Annotated in this window: 22 protein-coding genes; 12 read left to right on the forward strand and 10 right to left on the reverse strand. The window is 46.4% G+C overall.

Annotation, left to right across the window (positions count from 1 at the left end):
• Nucleotides 1-57 precede the first annotated feature (57 nt).
• Together FG11_RS06710 and FG11_RS06715 are read left to right on the forward strand one after the other, a co-directional pair.
• Nucleotides 58-690, forward strand: coding sequence for a response regulator (locus tag FG11_RS06710; RefSeq protein ID WP_020182303.1), 633 nt, complete (start codon nt 58-60; stop codon nt 688-690).
• An 87-nt stretch (nt 691-777) separates the two neighbouring features.
• On the forward strand, nt 778-1158 hold the full coding sequence (locus FG11_RS06715; RefSeq protein ID WP_047533934.1) for a response regulator: 381 nt from the start codon (nt 778-780) through the stop codon (nt 1156-1158).
• A 51-nt stretch (nt 1159-1209) separates the two neighbouring features.
• Here FG11_RS06715 and FG11_RS06720 read toward each other — a convergent pair whose 3' ends face one another.
• The gene (locus FG11_RS06720; protein ID WP_025224512.1) at nt 1210-2073 is read right to left on the reverse strand and encodes a TraB/GumN family protein; all 864 of its coding nucleotides are present in this window, start codon (nt 2071-2073) and stop codon (nt 1210-1212) included.
• 118 nt (nt 2074-2191) lie between these two features.
• Between FG11_RS06720 and FG11_RS06725 the strand changes: the two genes are divergently transcribed.
• On the forward strand, nt 2192-2644 hold the full coding sequence (locus tag FG11_RS06725) for a hypothetical protein (protein WP_020182306.1): 453 nt from the start codon (nt 2192-2194) through the stop codon (nt 2642-2644).
• A 76-nt stretch (nt 2645-2720) separates the two neighbouring features.
• On the opposite strand, the gene FG11_RS06730 is transcribed toward FG11_RS06725, so the two are convergent.
• A complete protein-coding gene (locus tag FG11_RS06730) occupies nt 2721-4892 on the reverse strand; it encodes a YgiQ family radical SAM protein (protein ID WP_047533936.1) in 2172 nt (723 codons plus the stop codon).
• Nucleotides 4893-4978: 86 nt separating this feature from the next.
• Between FG11_RS06730 and FG11_RS06735 the strand changes: the two genes are divergently transcribed.
• The 4 genes from FG11_RS06735 to FG11_RS06750 all read left to right on the forward strand — a co-directional run bounded on the left by FG11_RS06735 (nt 4979) and on the right by FG11_RS06750 (nt 10103).
• Complete coding sequence (locus FG11_RS06735; protein WP_047533937.1) at nt 4979-5713, forward strand: heavy-metal-associated domain-containing protein; 735 nt, start codon at nt 4979-4981, stop codon at nt 5711-5713.
• Nucleotides 5714-5864: 151 nt separating this feature from the next.
• The gene (locus FG11_RS06740; protein ID WP_047533940.1) at nt 5865-8651 is read left to right on the forward strand and encodes a bifunctional diguanylate cyclase/phosphodiesterase; all 2787 of its coding nucleotides are present in this window, start codon (nt 5865-5867) and stop codon (nt 8649-8651) included.
• A 14-nt stretch (nt 8652-8665) separates the two neighbouring features.
• Nucleotides 8666-9370 carry a leucyl/phenylalanyl-tRNA--protein transferase gene (gene aat, locus FG11_RS06745; RefSeq protein ID WP_047535894.1) on the forward strand — a complete coding sequence of 235 codons (705 nt, stop codon included), beginning with the start codon at nt 8666-8668 and terminating at the stop codon, nt 9368-9370.
• On the forward strand, nt 9357-10103 hold the full coding sequence (locus FG11_RS06750) for an arginyltransferase (protein ID WP_047533943.1): 747 nt from the start codon (nt 9357-9359) through the stop codon (nt 10101-10103). The genes aat and FG11_RS06750 overlap by 14 nt, the downstream gene beginning before the upstream one ends.
• Before the next feature lie 11 nt (nt 10104-10114).
• Here the strand turns inward: FG11_RS06750 and FG11_RS06755 are convergent, their stop codons facing one another.
• The 7 genes from FG11_RS06755 to glyA all read right to left on the reverse strand — a co-directional run bounded on the left by FG11_RS06755 (nt 10115) and on the right by glyA (nt 16247).
• The gene (locus FG11_RS06755; RefSeq protein WP_047533945.1) at nt 10115-10774 is read right to left on the reverse strand and encodes a class II aldolase/adducin family protein; all 660 of its coding nucleotides are present in this window, start codon (nt 10772-10774) and stop codon (nt 10115-10117) included.
• Nucleotides 10775-10782: 8 nt separating this feature from the next.
• Nucleotides 10783-11853, reverse strand: a complete 1071-nt coding sequence (mtnA, locus tag FG11_RS06760; protein WP_047533947.1) for an S-methyl-5-thioribose-1-phosphate isomerase — start codon at nt 11851-11853, stop codon at nt 10783-10785.
• A gap of 268 nt (nt 11854-12121) precedes the next feature.
• Nucleotides 12122-12934, reverse strand: coding sequence for a TatD family hydrolase (locus tag FG11_RS06765; protein ID WP_020182315.1), 813 nt, complete (start codon nt 12932-12934; stop codon nt 12122-12124).
• Between the two features lies 1 nt (nt 12935).
• The gene (gene ribD, locus FG11_RS06770; protein WP_047533949.1) at nt 12936-14039 is read right to left on the reverse strand and encodes a bifunctional diaminohydroxyphosphoribosylaminopyrimidine deaminase/5-amino-6-(5-phosphoribosylamino)uracil reductase RibD; all 1104 of its coding nucleotides are present in this window, start codon (nt 14037-14039) and stop codon (nt 12936-12938) included.
• Nucleotides 14040-14124: 85 nt separating this feature from the next.
• Nucleotides 14125-14502 (reverse strand): hypothetical protein, encoded by a 378-nt coding sequence (locus FG11_RS06775; RefSeq protein ID WP_020182317.1) that lies wholly within the window; start codon nt 14500-14502, stop codon nt 14125-14127.
• A gap of 29 nt (nt 14503-14531) precedes the next feature.
• Nucleotides 14532-14996, reverse strand: a complete 465-nt coding sequence (gene nrdR, locus FG11_RS06780; protein WP_020182318.1) for a transcriptional regulator NrdR — start codon at nt 14994-14996, stop codon at nt 14532-14534.
• A gap of 3 nt (nt 14997-14999) precedes the next feature.
• Nucleotides 15000-16247 carry a serine hydroxymethyltransferase gene (glyA, locus tag FG11_RS06785; RefSeq protein ID WP_025224521.1) on the reverse strand — a complete coding sequence of 416 codons (1248 nt, stop codon included), beginning with the start codon at nt 16245-16247 and terminating at the stop codon, nt 15000-15002.
• Nucleotides 16248-16625: 378 nt separating this feature from the next.
• Here glyA and iscX point away from each other — a divergent pair, with 378 nt between their 5' ends.
• The 5 genes from iscX (at nt 16626) to FG11_RS06810 (ending at nt 19668) form a co-directional block, all read left to right on the forward strand.
• Nucleotides 16626-16820 carry a Fe-S cluster assembly protein IscX gene (gene iscX, locus FG11_RS06790; protein WP_020182320.1) on the forward strand — a complete coding sequence of 65 codons (195 nt, stop codon included), beginning with the start codon at nt 16626-16628 and terminating at the stop codon, nt 16818-16820.
• Between the two features lie 3 nt (nt 16821-16823).
• Nucleotides 16824-17195 carry a DUF3307 domain-containing protein gene (locus FG11_RS06795; protein ID WP_020182321.1) on the forward strand — a complete coding sequence of 124 codons (372 nt, stop codon included), beginning with the start codon at nt 16824-16826 and terminating at the stop codon, nt 17193-17195.
• Complete coding sequence (locus FG11_RS06800; RefSeq protein WP_020182322.1) at nt 17170-18573, forward strand: phosphomannomutase/phosphoglucomutase; 1404 nt, start codon at nt 17170-17172, stop codon at nt 18571-18573. Before FG11_RS06795 ends, FG11_RS06800 begins: the two co-directional genes overlap by 26 nt.
• A 3-nt stretch (nt 18574-18576) precedes the next feature.
• Nucleotides 18577-19050 carry a retropepsin-like aspartic protease family protein gene (locus tag FG11_RS06805; RefSeq protein WP_047533952.1) on the forward strand — a complete coding sequence of 158 codons (474 nt, stop codon included), beginning with the start codon at nt 18577-18579 and terminating at the stop codon, nt 19048-19050.
• Nucleotides 19051-19191: 141 nt separating this feature from the next.
• Nucleotides 19192-19668: a hypothetical protein gene (locus tag FG11_RS06810; protein WP_020182324.1), complete on the forward strand. Its 477-nt coding sequence runs from the start codon at nt 19192-19194 to the stop codon at nt 19666-19668.
• Nucleotides 19669-19756: 88 nt separating this feature from the next.
• Here the strand turns inward: FG11_RS06810 and FG11_RS06815 are convergent, their stop codons facing one another.
• On the reverse strand, nt 19757-21310 hold the full coding sequence (locus FG11_RS06815; RefSeq protein WP_047533955.1) for a M48 family metalloprotease: 1554 nt from the start codon (nt 21308-21310) through the stop codon (nt 19757-19759).
• Between the last annotated feature and the right edge of the window lie 17 nt (nt 21311-21327).

Raw genomic sequence — 21327 nt, forward strand, 5'->3', positions numbered from 1 at the left:
AGCGGTTTTCAATATGTGGTTTAATCAACAAAATATTTGCTTAGTTGGGAATTGCGCATGAAAAAAATTCTATTGGTCGATGACCATAAAATCGTATTACAGGGTTTGCGTAATTTAATCGCGTTGGAATCTGACCTTGAAGTTGCTGATGAGGCCACGTCAGGCGCAGAGGCGTTAAACCTTATTCGTAAAAATAGATATGATATTGTCGTGCTGGATATTTCCATGCCCGATAAAAATGGCGTGGACACCTTGCGTGACCTCAAGCATATTGCACCCGATTTGCCGGTACTGGTACTCAGCGGCTATGCCGAAGAGCAGTATGCGCTCAACTTGATGCGTAGCGGCTGCAAAGGTTACTTGTCTAAAGATGCTGACTCAGATGAAATCATTCTTGCGATACGTACCATTGCACAAGGCAAGCGCTATATCTCATCGCAGTTAGCTGAACTCATGACCAATGAACTCAGCCATCCATCTGAAAAACAACTGCATGAGCTGCTTTCCGAACGCGAATTTCAGGTTTTTTTCAAACTAGCCAGTGGATCTACCCCAACAGAAATTGCAGAAGAATTGCATATCAGCATTAAAACTGTGAGCACTTATCGCACCCGCATTTTGGAAAAAATGAGCTTAAAGACCAACGCAGACCTCACTTACTATGCCATTAAATATGCGCTGGTCACTTAGGTTGTGTAGGACAAAACCCGATAGAAGTACTTGAGATGATGTTTTAAACTGTGAAATGTCGAACGTAATAGTGAAGATTTTATATATATGATGCGTGTGTTATTGGTGGAAGATTCTCGGTTGTTGCGGGAATCGATTATAGAAATGTTGAAAGTCTGCGAACATGTTTCGATAGACGATTATGCGACCAATAAAGAGGACGCGATCCAACTGCTCGACACCAAACAATACGACTTTATGATTGCCGATATTGAGCTAGCCCAAGGCAATGGTTTTGAAGTGGTCAAACATACAATGAACCCGGATTACGCTTTCAAAGCACCGCTAACACTGATGCTGACCAACCATGCGAATGGCTACTACAAAAGCCTTGCGCGTCAGTTGGGCGTTAAATACTTTTACGATAAATCGATGGATTTTGAAACCGCCATTCAAACCATCGAAAACGAATCTAAGTATTTCGTATAGCAATCACCCTAATATAACAATCATCTAGTATAACAATCATCTAGCCACGCGCTAACGCATGTTGAGCGGCGTTAACTTATACCCGGCTTTTTTAAATGCGGCGATCAACCCTGAGTTACCCGCCAAATGTGATGCGCCAACCGCGATAAAGGTTGCTTGTGCGTTAGCTTTAGCAATACCACGTTCTGCCATCACCACATTGCGCTCATCAAGCAGCTTGGTACGCATTTTTTCCCACAATGGTGCTGGTAACATGCCCCCTGTGATTTGCGCATCTAAATTGGCAATCTGCTCAGCATCCCCTTTTAAATAAGCACTCATTAGTCTTTCAAAATCCTTTTCTTTTTGCTTTGGCGTACGCTTAAGTACCGCACGTAACATAACCATTTGCTCATCTAAGCTAAAATCATCCATTACGCCAAAGTGCTCTTGGGCTGTCTCAATGCCTTCCACATCTTTCGACAAATCTTCTGATTTGGTCATAAGTAAATTATCTTGTGCAAATGGTGTCTGTGGTTTGGGCAAATCAAAAATAACCGCCAATAGCCACGGTTTCATCTGCATGGCAGCGCCTAGGTGCATGACATGAAAATCTGCCAACTCACGCACTTGCTCAAATTCTTCATTCGTCATCAGTTGAGCGATATTGCCTTCTTGCAACATCAACAATTTGGGGTCTTGACTAGGGGAGACTTCCATCATGAAGGTGTCTACCTGATTCAGCGCATTGAGCACCTCTGGGGAAAACTCAGTGACGCGATTGTCATCGGTATGCATGGTGCCAAACAAATAACTGGTCACGCCAGCAGGCGATTCCATTTTCCAGAACAACCCTTTTTCTGCGGCTTGCGCTGTCAGTGCACAACCCAATAATATCATTGCGATGCAATATTGCTTGATTGAGTCAATTCTCATGATGGCCTAAATGGTTGTTGAACTGTACTCATAGTCTATACAAATCAGTTGATAGTTCAAACATATCCATCTTCAAGTATAATTTTCTATCATCTAAAAACCACAATAAAGAATCCATATGTCAATTCACAAGTTCAGCACGTCTCTCCTATTGTTACTCCCGTTATTGTTTACATCAGTTGCTTATGCAGGGCCAGCTGCAGATGCTGTCGGGACTTGCTTGGCAAACTCGACAACGGGCAAAGATAGAGTGAATTTAGCAAGATGGGTATTTGCGGCAATGACTAAGCACCCGGAAGTCAGCAGTATCGCCAACCTACCCCCAGAAAAGCTAGAGGAGATCAATATGACCAATGGCAGACTATTGACGCGCTTACTTTCGGTCGATTGTAGAAATGAGATTAAAATTGCAACCGACTTAGAGGATCCCACAGCACTTAGAACTGCTTTCGAGTCGCTAGGTAGACTAGCCATGCAAGAGCTCATGAGCAATCCAGCAGTTGGTGCGGAATTTACATCTGGGTTGAGTAAATATGTAGATATGAAGAAAATTCAAGACGCTTTAAAATAAAATAAGACGCTCTCAAATAACATAGCATCTTAAAATATCCGGCGCTACATTTTTATTGCCAGTTTAAATGTAGCGCTTATTTTGATTTCTTAAACGCTGGTCTAGCCGCATTTTTAAAATTGGCAAAGGTTTTCGGCAACGGTTTGGCTTTAAAGCTCGTCCCATCTGACTGCTTAATATTCGCCATTACCGCTGGCTGGAACGCTGGCACCAATTGCTTTTTACCCGGCCCAATCAAATCGGCTCTGCCCATGCGTTTAAGCGCCTCACGCAACATCGGCCAGTTGGCTGGGTCATGGTAACGAATAAAGGCTTTATGTAGCTTGCGCACACTGCCCGATTTGGCCACAGGCACATCCTCGGAGTCCCCCGTCACTTTGCGTAGCGGATTCTTGCCTGAATGGTACATGGCGGTCGCCATCGCCATTGGTGTGGGCGTAAAGTTTTGCACTTGGTCTAATCTAAACTCATACTTTTTGAGCCAAAGCGCTAAATTCAGCATGTCCTCATCCGTGGTTCCCGGGTGTGAGGCAATAAAGTAAGGGATCAAATACTGCTTCTTACCTGCTTCAGCACTAAACTTCTCAAACATGGCTTTAAATTCATCATACGCACCCATGCCAGGTTTCATCATTTTGCTCAGCACATTGTCTTCTGAGTGCTCAGGCGCAATTTTTAAATAGCCGCCCACATGGTGCTGTACCAGCTCTTTAACGTATTCTGGCGATTTCACGGCAAGGTCATAACGCAAACCAGAACCAATCAATATCTTCTTCACGCCTTTAATGGCACGCGCTTTGCGATAGAGTTGAATCAAAGCGCTATGGTCTGTATTCAGGTTTTCGCAAACACCTGGGTATACGCAACTGAGTTTACGGCAGGCTTTTTCAATGGTTTCCGACTTGCAGGCAATGCGGTACATATTGGCGGTCGGGCCACCTAGGTCTGAAATAATTCCTGTAAAGCCATCCACTTTGTCGCGGATTTCTTCAATCTCTTTGAGAATAGAATCTTCACTACGGCTTTGAATAATTCGGCCTTCATGTTCCGTAATCGAACAGAAAGTACAGCCGCCAAAACAACCACGCATGATATTCACAGAGAAGCGGATCATCTCCCATGCAGGAATTTTGGCATTTTTATACAGCGGATGCGGCTTACGTGCGTAAGGCAAATCGTATACATAATCCATTTCTTTGGTGGTCAATGGAATGGGCGGTGGGTTCAACCACACTTCACGATCACCGTGCCTTTGTACCAATGCACGTGCATTGCCTGGGTTAGCCTCTAAATGTAACACGCGCGAAGCATGTGCATACATGATGGGGTTGGCAATTACCTCTTCATAGCCTGGCAATCGCACCACTTGTGTTGCACGGTCGGCTTTCGGTTTGCGTACAATCTGAATCGGGTTGGTACCCTCAGGCATTATCGGTTTAGCAGGCTCAGTCGCACAACTGGCATCGGCTTTACCCATTTTCATTTCATAGGGGTCTACCGGTTTATCCACCACACCAGGGCGGTCTAGCTTGGTACTTTCAATTTCAGACCATCCTTCTGGAATGGCTTTACGCAAAAATGCAGTGCCACGAATATCTTGAATTTCGCTGACTTTCTCACCTTTTGCAATGCGGTGACTGATCTCAATAATGGCGCGCTCAGCATTTCCGTACACTAAAATATCTGCTTTGGAATCCACCAAAATAGAACGACGTACTTTATCCGACCAATAATCGTAATGGGCAATACGACGCAAGCTGGCTTCAATACTACCAATCACCAGCGGCACATCGGAATACGCTTCTCGACAACGTTGTGAGTACACTAGCACTGCACGGTCGGGGCGCTTATTAGGCGCAGCATCTGGCGTGTAAGCATCGTCCGAGCGAATTTTACGGTCTGCAGTATAGCGATTGACCATGCTATCCATATTGCCTGCGGTAATGCCGAAATACAAATTGGGTTTACCTAATACTTTGAATGCACTCGCATTTTGCCAATCGGGTTGCGCAATAATGCCTACGCGAAAGCCTTGCGCTTCTAGCAAGCGCCCAATCAGTGCAATGCCAAAGCTAGGGTGATCTACATAGGCATCACCAGACACTAAAATAATGTCACAACTATCCCAGCCCAGTGCATCCATTTCGGCGCGGGTCATGGGTAAAACAGAGGCTGTTCCAAAACGTTTTGCCCAATATGGGCGATAGGTATGAATCGGCTTGGCTAAACTATCGGTGTAGACTTCCATAGGGCAACTATTTTACGCGCTAATGATTTGATTTAAAAGCTTTTTTTGATGTTGTATTTAAGTACTAGCCGTACTATGATTGAAGTATGAATGCAATAACGAAAAAAATAAGCTATCAAGTCACCGGGATGACCTGCGGTGGTTGCGTTAAACGCGTTCAGGCCACCTTATCCCAATACGCATCGCATGTAGACGTCTCACTTGACCCCGCACTAGCGACACTGCACCAGCCCAATGCAAATATCGATGAATTGAATCAGGCACTTAGCCAAGTGGGGCATTACACATTAAGCACAATAGCATCTCCAACTGCACCTACCACTTCTATTGAATCAAGCTCTTGGTTCAGTACCTATCGGCCACTCTTATTGGTATTCGCCTATATTTTGCTCGTTTGTTCAGCGGTTGAATGGGTAGCTGGCGGGTTTGTACTGCACCGATTTATGCCAAATTTTATGGCAGGTTTTTTTCTGGCTTTCTCTTTTTTTAAACTGCTTGATCTGCCCGGATTTGCCAGCAGCTATGCCATGTATGATGTACTCGCCAAACGTGTTCCACAATACGGCTATGCCTATCCGTTTATTGAGTTGAGCTTAGGGATAGGTTACCTCATTCAGGGCGATAGCCGTTTACTCAACCTCGTGACTTTTATCGTCATGGCATTTTCCACCTTGGGCGTACTCATTGCAGTGAGTAATCGCCAAAAGATCCGTTGCGCTTGTTTGGGCGCTGTATTTAATTTACCAATGAGCACCGTCACTATTATCGAGGATTTGCTGATGGCTGGCATGGCGTTATGGATGCTGGTATCCATCGGCTAATCCTCAATCTATGTGATATTTGTTACGGGTATCGACTACAGAAGATTGAGGTACGGCCGATACTAATCATTGAGATGACTGAATCTTAATTCCTATAAGAATAGCCTGACTAATAATATGAACAAATTGGCAATATGAATCAATCGGCAACATGAAAAAATTAGCTTTTTTCCAACGCTTCCTACTACCACTCTTGCTTGTCGGCCTATTTGCGGTTCTTTCCACCACGGTCTACATGTTCACGCTTAACATGCGTGAAATAGAAGCAGATGCGCATCAGGAAACCAATGAGCTTGCACACCTACTCACCATGGCCAAGAGTTTGGTTGAGGAGCGCGTGCACTCCTCTATGGAGCTATTGAAAAAAAATAGCGAGGCACTTGGCACCCCGCATATTCGTGGCACTGTTGTGCTCAATGGCGAGACGATTCCTAACTTAACGTTTGCTGAAGAAGCACAAATCCGACAAAGCAGTTTGGTCGATGGTGTCACGAGCATCGGCAATGGCACAGCCACCTTGTTTGTCAAACACCACGATGCTTTTATTCGCATTGCCACCAACGTCAAAATCAAAAATAGCGCACGTGCTGTCGGCACACAATTAGACCCTACTGGCAAAGCCATTCCATTTTTACGCAAGGGAAAAGCTTTTTACGGCGTGGTTGATATTTTGGGAGAGCCCTACATCTCAGGCTATGAGCCGATGTTTGACCAAAGTGGTACAGTCATCGGCGCATGGTATGTCGGGTACAAAGTAGACGTGAAAGCGCTGGATCAAGCCATTAAACAATGGTCATTTTTAGACACCGGCTTTGCTGCTATCCGTGATTACAATCATCAGTTGCGCTTTGTTTCAGAACGCACACAGCCATTAGCGGCACAATCCATCCTCAATCAAACAGATGATCGCTGGGTCATTATTAAAAAACGTATTCCAGATTGGAATTTTGACGCTTATATTGCCTACCCTAAACACGAAGCCTATTTGCAAAGCATAGGCAACCTCTATCCGATTTTGGTGCTAGGTAGTGTATTTGGCTGCGTGCTGTTGTTATTGGCATCGCATGCCATTAAGCGCTTTGTGCTTAAACCCTTGGGCGGTGACCCGGAAACTGCTTACAACCTTGTACACCGTATAGAGCAAGGCGATTTTAATGATGATGGCACGCATGCACCCCCAGATACATTGATAGGCAACATGCTCACCATGCGCCAGCGCATACACGATATGGTGACAGAACTTACGGAAAATGCTGATCGCCTCCGCGTGTCTTCCAGCGTATTCGAGCACGCGCACGATGGTATTTTCATTACCGACTCCACAGCGCGTATTATTGAAGTGAACCCTGCGTTTACCGTGATTACAGGATTTAGCCGAGAGGAAGCCTTAGGCAAAAACCCAGAAACACTAGGCTTTGCCTATCAGATCGAGGCGTTTTTCTCTCAATTTTTTGAATCTACCAAGCAGCAAGGCGAATGGCAAGGCGAGGTATGGAACCGTCATCAGAACGGCGAAACCTATATTGCCTGGCTAGATGTGTTTCCCGTACACGCCAAAACCGGCGAGTTTCAGCACTATGTCGGGTTGTTTTCTGACATTACGCAAGCCAAAGAACAGCAAAAATCTCTGGAACACTTGGCTTACCATGATGCATTAACCAAGCTACCGAATCGCATTTTGTTTTCAAACAGCCTGCAAAAAACGTTAGCACATGCAGAACGCACCAAAGAAGTGGTGGCTATTTGCTATTTAGATTTGGATGAGTTCAAACCCATCAACGATCAGTTTGGTCATGAAGTGGGTGACCAATTACTGGTGATGCTGGCAGAGCGTCTACAATCAAGCTTACGCAAACAAGATACCGTGGCCCGACTTGGGGGTGATGAATTTGCCTTACTGCTGAGCGGCTTACACAGTACAACAGAGTATACAGAAACGCTGGACCGTATTTTGGCGGCGATAGAAGCGCCCTTTCATATCGCCAATCATGCGTTCTCTATCTCGGCCAGCATAGGCTATACCGTGTACCCAGGTGATAAAAACCCACCGGATACATTATTGCGCCATGCCGATCACGCCATGTATCACGCCAAAACGCATGGCGGCAAACAATACCACCTATTTGATCTACAGCTCGCCCAATTATCACGCGATAAACATCAGCTCAAAGAAGATATTGCGAAAGCACTCTCCAACAATCAGCTTAGCGTCTACTTTCAACCACAAATTAATGTACGCACCGGTCAGGTCGTTGGCATGGAAGCACTGATTCGCTGGCAGCATCCACAAAAAGGCTTATTACTACCCAATGACTTTTTGCCGCTGATCGAAAACACACACCAAATCATCGACATCAGCGAATGGGTGATTGAAAACGCACTGGGCCAATTAAAAAAATGGCACCTAGCTGGGTTTGATTTTTATGTGGCGGTCAACATTGCCGCGCATCATTTATTGGATAAAGGTTTTGAAACTAAGTTGGCGGCCATGCTCAGCAAATTTCCCAACGTGCCACCGCACTACTTAAACCTTGAAATTACAGAAAGCGCAGCGATTGGCGAGATTAACAATGTTACCCATATCATCCAGCAATGTAAAAAATTGGGGGTGACGTTTGCCATTGATGATTTTGGCGCCGGCTACTCGTCACTCACCTACCTACGCCGTCTGCCAGTAGACAGCATCAAGATTGACCGTTCATTTATCAACGGCATGCTAGTCGATTCCGAAGACTTAGCTGTTGTGAGCAGCATCATTACACTCTGCAAAGAATTCAAACGCACCGTCATTGCCGAGGGTGTCGAGTCTGCAGACCATGCCCAAAAACTGATGCAATTGGGGTGTGACCTAGTGCAAGGCCATAGCATTGCCAAGCCTATGCCAGCCAACAAGGTCATGCAGTGGGCCAAAGCACACGCTCCTTTCAAGTTTAGCTAAACATGACACCTGCCATGACCGATGCCTACTATCAACTACCGACCGGCAATGTACTAGCATTGAATCGGCACAATGCTTTTCCGCCACTTCATCAGGCATTAACAGAACCCAATGGCTTAATTGCCATTGGTGGTGAGTTAACCATGACACGTTTGTTAGACGCGTATCAACAGGGGATTTTCCCTTGGTTTAGTGAGGGCGAACCGATATTATGGTGGAGTCCACATCCGCGCATGGTGTTGTATCCAGAGGAACTAAAGGTCTCGCGCTCACTCTCAAAAACAATTCACAAGCAATTGTTTGAAGTACGCATCAATACTGCGTTTCGTGAGGTGATAACTGCTTGCAGCGCAACGCCTAGGCCTCAGCAATCCGGTACTTGGATTAGCCCAGCCATGATTGACGCTTACTGCGAACTGCACGCAGCAGGCTATGCGACTTCTGTGGAGAGTTGGCAAAACGGTGTGTTAGTGGGCGGTTGCTACGGCATTCAAATACAGCGTATGTTTTATGGAGAAAGCATGTTTCACCATGTGTCAGAAGCATCTAAAGTGGCGTTTGTACACTTAGTGCAATACCTTATACAACAAGATGTTGGGCTAATTGACTGCCAGATGCGCACGCCTTTATTGACACAATTTGGCGGACGCGAAATTGAACGCGATCTGTTTATTCAGCAACTGCAAACACTTACACAAGTCCAACATGACGCTCCCTAACGAACCTTCCCTGCAAAAACTACAGTTCTATGTCACCACACCTTATCCGTGTGGTTATCTGCCCAACCAGCTTGCGCAAAGCTTAATCGCGTCTCCGCAGTCATTGGTCAATGCGCAGGTGTACAGTGGCTTGATCCAACAAGGGTTTAGACGTAGCGGCAAATTTGCCTACCGCCCACATTGCGAACATTGCCATGCGTGTACACCCGTGCGCTTAGTGCTTGCACGTTTTTCTCCATCGCGCAGCCAGCAACGCGCGTTTAAACAACATCAAGAGTTATCGGTGAGGATACTACCGCTGGATTTTCACGATGCGCACTTTAGTCTGTATGCGCAATATCAGCAATTACGGCACCGCGATGATACGGCAGGCATTGCAATAGAAAGCAATGAAGCCGAGCAATACCGCCAATTTTTGTGCCTAAGCAATGTAGAAAGCTTGATGATTGAGTTTGCTGACGCACAAGGGCAAATCAAAATCGTCAGTGTCATTGATGTTGTACAAGATGGCGTGTCGGCCGTATATACATTTTACGACGCAACCGATGCTAAAAATAGTTATGGGACATATGCCATTGTGTGGTTGACCGAATGGATCAAAACGCTAGAATTGCCTTATTTGTATCTGGGCTACTGGATAGCGCAGAGCCAAAAAATGGCTTATAAACAACGCTTTAAACCTCAAGAACAATTGATTGATGGTGAGTGGGTAGAAAATAATCATATAGCATGAAGCCATATGATTTAAGTTTCTAATGGGTCAGCCCAACTGCTGTAACCTTTAAACTGCGCAAACACCGCCTGCATTTCTACTTCACTGAGTATATAAGGCGTACCCAACTGCAAGGCACGCCAATATTGCTCCGCCAGATTCTCCACTTCTATTGCAATCGACAAGGCTTCAGCTAAGTCTTTACCAAGCGCAATCACGCCATGGTTTGCCAGCAGGCAGGCTTTACGTGCCTTCAACGCCTCAATCGCTGCATCCGAGAGTGCTTGCGAGCCAAACAGTGCATACGGTGCACAACGAATATTGGCACCGCCGGCCACGGCAATCATGTAATGAAAAGCAGGGATTTCACGATGCGAACATGCCAGCGTCGTGGCAAACATGCTATGCGTATGCACCACTGCATTGACTTCCGGCCGTTGCTGCAAAATATCACGATGGAACCGCCATTCACTGGATGGTTTCTTATCGGTTTCAGCGATACCATCTAACCCCATCTGTACCATGGTTGTGGCTGATAATGCATCTACCGGTACACCAGAGGGTGTAATCAAAAAGCCCGTTGCATTGCGCACGCTGACATTGCCAGAGGTGCCTTTATTGAGTCCGGCCTGCTGTAATTGCTGTGCCGTTTGTAATAACTCTGTTGCTAAATGTGTGTCTGTTTGAAGCATAGTGGCGATCAATGCGACTGTAATGATGTAAGCATATCAGGCGCGTACACGCCTTTTTCAGTAATGATGCCTGTAACCAATCTGGCCGGTGTCACATCAAAGGCCGGGTTAAGTGCTTGGCTTTGCAATGGAATCACACGCACATTCTCAATAGTACCTTGTGCGGTCAATCCCTGTATCCACGCCACCTCTTCCGGATTGCGCGCTTCAATTTCAATGTCCAGCAAACCGTTTTCTATTTGCCAATCAATCGTAGGGCTAGGTACCGCCGCATAAAAAGGGATTTGCTGATCAAACGCCGCCAATGCTTTCAAATAGGTGCCTATCTTGTTACAGACATCGCCTGTACGCGTGACGCGGTCTGCACCCACAATCACCATATCCACCTGCCCATGCTGCATCAAATGTCCACCGGCATTATCGGTAATCACAGTATGCGGTACGCCATGCTGGGCCAGTTCCCAAGCCGTTAAGCTCGCCCCTTGGTTACGCGGGCGCGTTTCGTCCACCCACACGTGCACAGGTATTCCCGCATCATGTGCAGCATATATCGGTGCCAGCGCAGTGCCATAATCCACCGTGGCTAACCAACCAGCATTGCAATGTGTCAGAATTTGCACCGGTTTATCTGTATAGCGTTTCTGTATACACACCAAACCATGTCGCCCAATTGCCTGATTTTGCAGCACATCTTCATCAGCCATGGTTGCCACCTCCTGCCATGCACCATCGCGACGCAATGATGTTGGCAGCTGCGTTAAGTAAGTCTGCATACGCTGAACCGCCCAAGCCAAGTTCACGGCAGTGGGCCTACTTTGTAATAACTGTTGTGCTGCCATAGCCAGCGCAGCATCCGAAGTATCTTGATTCATAGCCAAAGCAATACCATAAGCAGCAGACACACCAATCAAGGGTGCCCCCCGCACTTGCATGGTGTTGATGGCGGTCACCATTGCAGCAACGGAATCTATGCGCACCAGCTCAAACGCAAATGGCAAACGTGTCTGGTCAATAATGGTGACATAGCGTGTTTGGGTGTCTGGCCAGATGGTGCGGTAATGTTGTTGCTCAACGTTCATAATATAACCGTTAGTTTTTTTAATGAAATTGCAAGCGGTTCAAATGAAAAAAATATCAAAAAAATAATTGCATTTTTAAAATAAATAATATTGATTTTTTCCATCCACAAAATCTGTGGATAACTTTGTGGATTACTGTGTCTTAAAAACGTAACTTACCATTTTATAAGGACTTTTTCTAAAAGTTCATTTTTTAATCTATTTTTTTTATTAATAAAATCAATTACTTACAATATCCCCTTGGTTTAATAACACTTTTTAACGAAACTTAATGTAACACTTCAAGTGGTGTGCATAAATACGCTAATTTTGGAAAAATATCGATAGAATTTTTGCTTGTATTTTCAATGATTTGCGTCACATGCATCCCCCTTAACTCAGCCAAAATCTCAGCGATTTTCATTAGCTCTTTTGGGCTATTTCTACCCTGTGTACCTAGCCATTCCGGGGGAATATCTGGCGCATCTGTCTCTAATACAATCGCATCCATGCCGACTGCTTTGGCTAGCGCTCTGATCTTGAGCGCACGGGTGTAGGTCATGGCACCACCAAATCCTAGCTTAAAACCCATCTCTACAAACATCTCCGCTTGTTGCAAGCTGCCATTAAACGCATGTGCTATCCCGCCACGTACGCTATGACGGCGCAGATGCTTGAGCACATCGTCTACCGCACGTCGTACATGCAGAATCACCGGCAAATCGAAATCCCGCGCCATTTTTAATTGCTCGGTAAAGAAATAGCTTTGCGTTTCTGCATTTTGCTTGGTGACAAAAAAATCCAAACCAATTTCACCGACAGCTACCAGTTTATTTGATGTGCCTACATGCTGCGCAATCAATTGCCGCAAAGTGTGCATGTCACTCGGTTGCGCTGCATCAATGTACATCGGGTGCCAGCCAAGCGCGTACCAGCATTGTGGGTATTGATCGGATAGCGCTATTACTGTTTGAAAATTATTGGCACACACTGCGGGCACAACAATGGCTGCAACCCCTTGCGCAATACTCGCCTGCACCTGCGCATCGCGGTCGGCATTAAATTCAGGGGCATCCAAGTGGCAATGTGTATCAATCAACATATTAAGTAACTGCCGATGCGTACTCTGGCAGTGCCAGCACACGAATATCCGCCCCAAACTGCCTGATATCGGTAATGTTTAAATCAATGGCTTGGGACATATGCGTGAGACTAGGCATTGCCAACATATTGTGGGCTTGCCCGCCCATCAATTTAGGGGCGTAATACATGAGCAACTCGTTCACCAACTGGCGTGCGATTAGCGCGCCGTTTAATCCTTGCCCAGCCTCTACCATCACCTCGTTCATTTGGCAGTGCGCTAGGTGCTTTAACAGCGTATTTAGACACACCTGCCCCTGTGCATCTGCCGCATGAAACAAAGTGACACCCTGATCTGCCCAATAAGACGTACGTTGTAGGGAGTCCGTGGCGTAGGCAATCATAGTAGATCCGCCTTGCATAATGCGTGCATCCATAGGCATGCGCAGCTGACTGTCCACCACCACGCGCAGTGGCTGGCGTGTGTCAGGAATATCACGTACGGTCAGTTGAGGATTATCGGCAAGTACAGTACCGATACCAGTGAGTATGGCACAAGACCTAGCGCGCCAGTGCTGCACATCCAGACGCGATGCTTCTGAGCTTATCCATTGGCTGTGGCCATTTGCCATCGCGGTTTTGCCATCTAAACTTGCCGCGATTTTGCAACGGACCCACGGCATTTGCTGCGACATACGCAAAATAAAGCCAGGATTAAGTGCCTTTGCTTGTGTTTCCATTAGCCCATGCTGGGTTTCAATACCATGCGCTTGTAAATAGGCCAAACCTTTACCCGCTACCAACGGATTTGGGTCCACCATCGCCGCAATGACTTTGCCAACTCCGGCTTTGAGTAGCGCATCGGCACAAGGCGGTGTGCGACCGTGGTGGCTGCAAGGCTCTAGCGTGACATAGGCAGTTGCACCACGCGCATGCTGTCCAGCTTGCTGTAAGGCATATACCTCAGCATGAGGCTCTCCCGCCTTGAGGTGTGCGCCCTCACCTACTATTTTTTGTTGATGAACAATGACACACCCTACCCGCGGGTTAGGTGTGGTGGTATAGAGACCGCGCTCCGCCAGTTGCAAAGCACGCTGCATGTATAGATGATCAAGTGCAGAAAACATACTGCATTGTAATGGGCGGTGCGGGCATTACACAATAAAGAAAATGTGGATTTACGCTAGGTGCTTGCCTAGCGTAAACAGGCGTTTAGTGTGAGGAGATACGAGAATGCATCAAACGGCCATTCTCATCAAAGAAAATACGCAAAGCATGGTACACATGCATACACTTGCCTAAATCGTATTCAATGGCATTGGTGTCTTCTAGGCTGGGGCGCCCAAGCAAGGCCATCACGGCTTCACGTTGCGCGCCTTTAATCAGAATATGCTCTTTTAAATCATAGGCCATGTCACCACGCTTGCACTCTTGCTCCAGAGTAGCGGCGCTCTGCATCCATCTGGTTTGATCAAACTTTTCACTACCAAACACCGCTTGGTCTTTAAACGCCCACCAAGTAAAAAACACTATAGTGAGCAACAACGTGAATACAGCCAGTGCAATCGAAGCAGCATTTATTAGTTTCATCGAGCTATCCTTATCTCAAACGCATGCGTTTATTTTTTCTTACGTGGTATATCCAAATCACGAATCACATCATGGAAGTCATCCACATCGGAGAAGCTACGGTACACCGAAGCAAATCGAATATAAGCCACTTTATCCATGAGCTTAAGCTCTTGCATGACGCTTTCCCCTAAATCCCGCGCTGGAATCTCACGCTCGCCCAAACTGAGGATTTTTTGCACGATATGGTCTAGCGCTCTGTCCACGTATTCGGTTGGCACTGGACGCTTGTGCAATGCACGCGTAAATGACAACCTTAACTTATCGCGATTAAATTCCTCACGTGTGCCGTTTTGTTTTACCACTTGCGGCATATGCAATTCAGCCGTTTCATACGTGGTGAATCGCTTGTCGCAAGCGCTGCAGCGGCGGCGGCGGCGAATAGAATCACCCTCGTCATTAATACGGGAATCAATGACTTGGGTATCGTTGTCACCACAAAATGGACATTTCAAGCGTTATGCTCCGTACACAGGGAAGCGACTGGTTAAGGCATGCACTTTTTCTTTGGTTGCAGCAATCACGGCTTCTGAAGTTGGGTTATCCAATACATCTGCAATCAAATGCGCCACTTGCTCAGCCTCTGCCTCTTTAAAGCCACGTGTCGTAATCGCAGGTGAACCGATACGGATACCAGAAGTCACGAATGGGCTTTCTGGGTCATTAGGAATCGCATTCTTATTCACAGTAATGTGCGCTTGACCCAAATAGGCATCGGCTGCTTTACCGGTTAACCCTTTTGGACGTAAATCCACTAGGAATACATGTGACTCAGTACGGCCCGAAATAATACGTAAGCCGCGAGCTGCTAATGTTTTCGCCATTACATCAGCATTTTTAAGCACTTGCGCTTGATACACTTTAAACTCAGGCTGCTGTGCTTCCAAGAACGCAGTGGCTTTACCAGCAATCACGTGCATCAATGGGCCACCTTGCAAGCTCGGGAACACATTTGAATTCAGCATTTTCTCGTATTCGGCTTTGGCTAAAATGATCCCACCACGTGGACCGCGTAAGGTTTTGTGCGTAGTTGACGTCACAAAATCTGCATGCGGCACTGGGTTAGGATAGACACCTGCCGCAATCAAACCAGAGTAATGCGCCATATCCACCATGAAATAGGCGCCCACTTTTTTGGCAATCTCAGCCATGCGTGCCCAATCAAAACGCAAGGCATACGCACTGGCACCACCAATCAGGAGCTTTGGTTTAGCTTCAATGGCAATACGCTCCATTTCATCGTAATCAATCTCTTCTTTATCATTCAGGCCATAGGCCACAATGTTAAATAGCTTGCCTGAAAGGTTAGCCGGTGATCCATGGGTTAAGTGACCACCATGACCTAGGTTCATCCCCATCACGGTATCACCCGGTTTAAGGATAGAAAAATACACGGCTTGGTTAGCCTGAGAGCCTGAGTGTGGCTGCACGTTCGCGTATTCTGCGCCATAGATTTGCTTTAAGCGATCAATCGCCAATTGCTCTACTTGGTCTACATATTCGCAACCACCGTAAAAACGTTTACCTGGGTAGCCCTCTGCATATTTGTTGGTCAATTGAGAGCCCTGTGCTTCCATCACCGCTGGGCTGGTGTAGTTCTCTGACGCGATGAGTTCAATATGCTGATATTGACGAACGACTTCGTCTTCAATCATCTTGGCTAACGAAGGATCTGCGATTTTTAAATTGCGAGAAGTGCTAAACATGAGAGGCATCCATAAAGCTGAAAATTTAGAAACGTGAGTTTAACATGATGTATATGGTGCATAAACAGTCATGATTACTTTATGTGTGGTGCACATATGCACCATTTTGGTTCATGCGAACCACCACACACCACCTCTAAACCAGCACTTAATATCAGGCTTTTCAATAACCCATTGAATTAAATAAACTAAATTACTTGGCACGGTGTTTGCTAAACATAAATTAAGCGCATATCTCCAAAATCGCTCCCCCTAGGCCCAACACTCGTGTTGGGCATTTTTTTGCCTACGGCAGTATTGCTGGCCCATTGTGGCTACTTACCTCTGCATACCAAGCAGGCTATAATCGCATCTGATTGGCTTAACCAAGGATGCAACATGAAATGGACCGATAGTCAGCGCATTGCTGAAGCGCTATACGACAAACACCCCGAAGTAGATCCTAAAACTATCCGGTTTACCGACTTGATGGAATGGACATTGGCCTTGGATGGATTTGATGATCTACCGGCCCATTGTGGTGAAAAGATTTTAGAAGCGATTCAACTTGCTTGGATAGATGAAGCCGAATAGCACATGTTTGAAGCGCTCTTCTTATTATTTGTAAAGCACTTTGTATGCGACTTCCCATTGCAAACTTCTGCATGGATGTATCGCAACAAAGGCATTTATTTACATTTAGGTGGGATTACACACTCTGCCATTCACGCGCTTGGCACTTGGCTGGTACTGGTTTTTTTTATTGGCGAACACGCCTGGCTTTACGCGCTGATCGATTTCATCGTGCACTACCATATTGACTGGGCAAAGCTACAACTCAACAAACGCTTTGGCCTGCGCCCCGATAACAGCAATTGGTTCTGGATTCTTTTAGGATTTGACCAACTTGCGCACCATATTACTTATTTTGTGATTATTTACTATGCATTCAACTATCAATTTACCTAAAGAAATTTTCAAGGCCTATGACATTCGCGGCATCGTCGGCAAAACGCTTACGCCGGAAATCGTCGAGCGCATCGGCCATGCCCTAGGTTCCGAAGCCAAGCACCGCGGCCAATCAGAGATTTGCATTGGCTATGATGGCCGTTTATCTGGTCCGGAATTGGCGGACGCATTATCCGTCGGCATTCGTAAAGCGGGTATCGATGTGGTGAATTTAGGTATGGTCGCCACCCCCATGGTGTACTTTGCTGCACACTTTCTTAACACGCAATGTGGTGTCATGGTGACTGGCAGCCACAACCCGCCTGATTACAATGGCTTAAAAATGGTGCTGGCAGGAGAAACGCTTTCTAACGAAGCGATTCAAGGACTAAAAGCACGCATTGAAAACAATCAACTGACCTATGGTGAAGGCTTAGAGCGTAAATACAGCATCGCAGATGACTACATCCAAACCATTAAGGCCGATATCAATCTGACGCGCCCACTGAAAATTGCGGTGGATTGCGGCAACGGTGTGGCCGGTGCATTTGCAAAATCACTTTATAACGCCATTGGTTGCAGCGTAGATGAATTATTCTGCGAGGTGGATGGCCATTTCCCTAATCATCACCCAGACCCTTCTGTGCCCGAAAACCTAGAGGATTTAATCAATGCGCTGAAAACCAGCCGCGCTGAAATTGGCTTAGCATTTGATGGCGATGGCGACCGTTTAGGCGTGGTGACAAAAGATGGCAAAATCATTTACCCAGATCGCCAGCTGATGCTGTTTGCAGAGGATGTATTAGCTAACAACCCCAATGCCAGCATCATCTTTGATGTGAAATCGACCCGTAACTTAACGCCATGGATTCAAGAAAAAGGCGGGCAAGCGGTGATGTGGAAAACCGGACACTCACTCGTCAAATCCAAGATTAAAGAAATCGACGCCGCACTTGCCGGTGAAATGAGCGGCCACGTATTTTTTAATGACCATAAACAAGGCAAAAAACGCTGGTATGGCTTTGATGATGGCCTCTACTCTGGCGCACGCTTGCTAGAAATTCTGAGCCGCTTCCCCAACCCATCAGAGATTCTGAATAAACTACCGGATAGCGTCAGCACGCCGGAACAGCATATCCATATGAACGAAGGCGAACCACATGCCTTGATTCATACCCTACAGAAAACGGCTAATTTTCAAGGCGCAAATGAAGTGATTACGATTGATGGCCTGCGTGTGGAATACCCAGACGGCTTTGGTTTAATGCGCCCATCTAACACCACGCCTGTGATTGTATTGCGCTTTGAGGCCGATAGTGAAGCAGCACTCAAACGCATACAGGCACAGTTTAAAGAGATCATTTGGGAAGCTGCACCGCACGTTGCCATTCCATTCTAAATCATGTCTAGACATACCCTAGTGATTGTATGTATCTGGGTTGCGCTGGCGAGTGTCGTGTACTATCTGGTTGACCGCATTCAGCAGCCCAATACCTTACAAGCCCTAGGGCATGACCACACCGTGGTACTCAAAAGAGGGTTGGATGGCCACTACCGCGCCGAAGCATTGATTAATGGCGAACAAGTAGATGTACTAGTCGATACCGGCGCAACCGGTGTCGCCATCTCACAAGCAGTAGCAGACAAACTTCAATTAAAAAGCCTCACCGCAGTCCGCACCAATACAGCCAACGGCACCACAGTGGGCTATATGGTGCGCCTCTCTTCCGTTAAGCTAGGCGGCGTGGAAGCCAATAACGTATCTGCCATGATTGCCCCTGGCCTAGAAGGCGATGTCTTACTTGGCATGAGCTTTTTGGCGCGCATGGACGTGCGCTTATTTAAAGGCGAGATGACGATTCGCCAAGTTGAATAAAAATATAAGTTTTTGTTTTTTATAGCTATATTTTTTCCTGATGTGTTTTATGTAAGTATTCCTCACAAGGTGTGACTAATGGTGGCTAGCTAGCCACTTACACATTTAATATTCACATTTTAATATTTGAGGAGCTTTACCATGAAGACACATTTAAAACTATCCACACTGGTTGCAACCATGCTAATGGTCGCAACTACACAACTAATGGCAGCTGAACCGATGCTAAGTACTGGCGGTTATGCGACCCAACTGCAAAAGCTAGAAATGATGAAGATGCTGGACGCAGATGGCAACCATATGGTCACCATTGCTGAGTCAGATGCTTATTACAACAGTATTTTCGATGCATTGAACAAAGACCAAGATGACTCACTAGACGCTAAAGAATGGGCTGGCACGACAAAACAGACCAAGCTTGATTTAGCTACCGGCGGCTACACCCGAGAGCTGCGTTCAATGAAAATGATGAAAATGATGGATACCGATGCCGATCACTTAGTAACACGTGAAGAGTTCTTAAATCATCACCGTGCAATCTTCAACAAAATGGACACGTCGACTGACAAGCAATTGGATGCGCAGGAATGGGTGGCTAAAGTATTTGGCGGTCACTAATACTCGTAGCAATTCACTTAATTAAGTAACTCTCTCGTATTAAGGCCGGCATCGCTGGCCTTAATCGATTAGCGAATAACGCTACAATTTATTGCGCCAACTCTGCCGCATCCACCACCACTTTGTACAACTGCAGCTCCTGCTGTGTTTTTACCGTTTCCCCTACTGCAATCTGGTTACGTTTACCCGGTGCAACTCCATTAATAATCATCGGTCTGCTTTGCGCGACGGGCCTGCCTGTTTTTGCATCATATTTAATCATGCGCACTTGCACCCTGCCAATTGGCACCGCTGTGGCATTTTGCACTACGGCATACACAGCACCATTATTATCGGCCACAGGGCCAGACTGAATATACTTAGCAGGATTACGCGGTAGATCAATACGCACCGCACGCGCATTGGCGTCTTTACCTATATCCGAATCTGAGCCTGCTGCCGTTTGGTAGTGTTTGAGGGCCACATCGGTTTCCCCGCGTCCTTCTGCAATTTGCCCAAGCAAATCATGCCCTGGCGCCGTTGGAAGCAGCGCATTAGCACGATTTAAAAATGGTTCAGCTTCTGCTTTTTTACCCATATTAAATAAAGCAATACCGCTTTGGATATGCGGCTTAAAATAATCCGGCTGCATTTTTATGGCTTTATCATAGTAGCCCAATGCTTCTTGTGGCTTTTTCTGCGTCAGCGCAATATCGCCCAACAGCTCTTGAAATCTTGCCTCTCTAGGCTCGCCTGCAATTGCCTGATTCGCTAATTTAGTGGCCGCTGCGGTATCGCCTTTTTTAAGGGCAACCAATGCATCGTCATAAGCTTTATAAGCAGCGCGTGTGGCCTTTACTTTACCTACTTTTTGCGCATACGCCTCTTTACCCCAATCACCTCCGGCACCAATTCTGGCCAGTGTTTCCTTGTTGGCATCTACACGTTCTTGTGATGGTGGATGGCTGGCAAATAACCCTGTAATAAAGTCGCTTTTCTTACCTTCGCTCAAACGCACAAACGTCTCCTGCAGTGTTACCGCTGCAGTAGGGTCGTACCCTGCTTTTTTCATATATTGCATGCCATACAAGTCTGATTCTGACTCTGCATCACGTCCATATTTACTGGTAGCCAGCTGTGCGCCTAGCTGCGCCCCACCTACAATCAAATTAGAGTAATTCGTGTTTTGTGCGCCTATCCCCACCGCAATCATAGCGCCTTGTAATAAAATACCGCGCTCCATGCTTTTAGCGCCATGCCGAGCTGCGGCATGCACAATTTCATGCCCCATCACTGCCGCCAACTCCGCCTCGCTATTCAGCTCATATAACAATCCACGGTTAAAAGCAATTTTGCCCCCAGGCATCGCCCAAGCATTCGGAATCGAGTCATTCAATACCACGAATTCATAAGGCAAATCTGGTCGATCCGAAACAGCAGCCAGACGTTTACCTACCCCTTGTACGTAAGCCGTTAACTCAGGATCAATCACATAGTCGCCCCCTTGCGATTGACGTGCAGGTGAATAGTTTTGCGTACCAATTGAGATCTCTTGTGCTTGAGACACAAATTGAAACTCGGTTTTTTTGGTGACAGGATTGGTACCGCAAGCCGTCACTGCGACTACTGCCCATAGGCTCAGCCATTTGCATGCATATCTCATGATTTTCCCCTTATGCA

Source organism: Methylotenera sp. N17, from assembly GCF_000799155.1.
In the GTDB taxonomy this organism is placed as follows: Bacteria; Pseudomonadota; Gammaproteobacteria; order Burkholderiales; family Methylophilaceae; genus Methylophilus.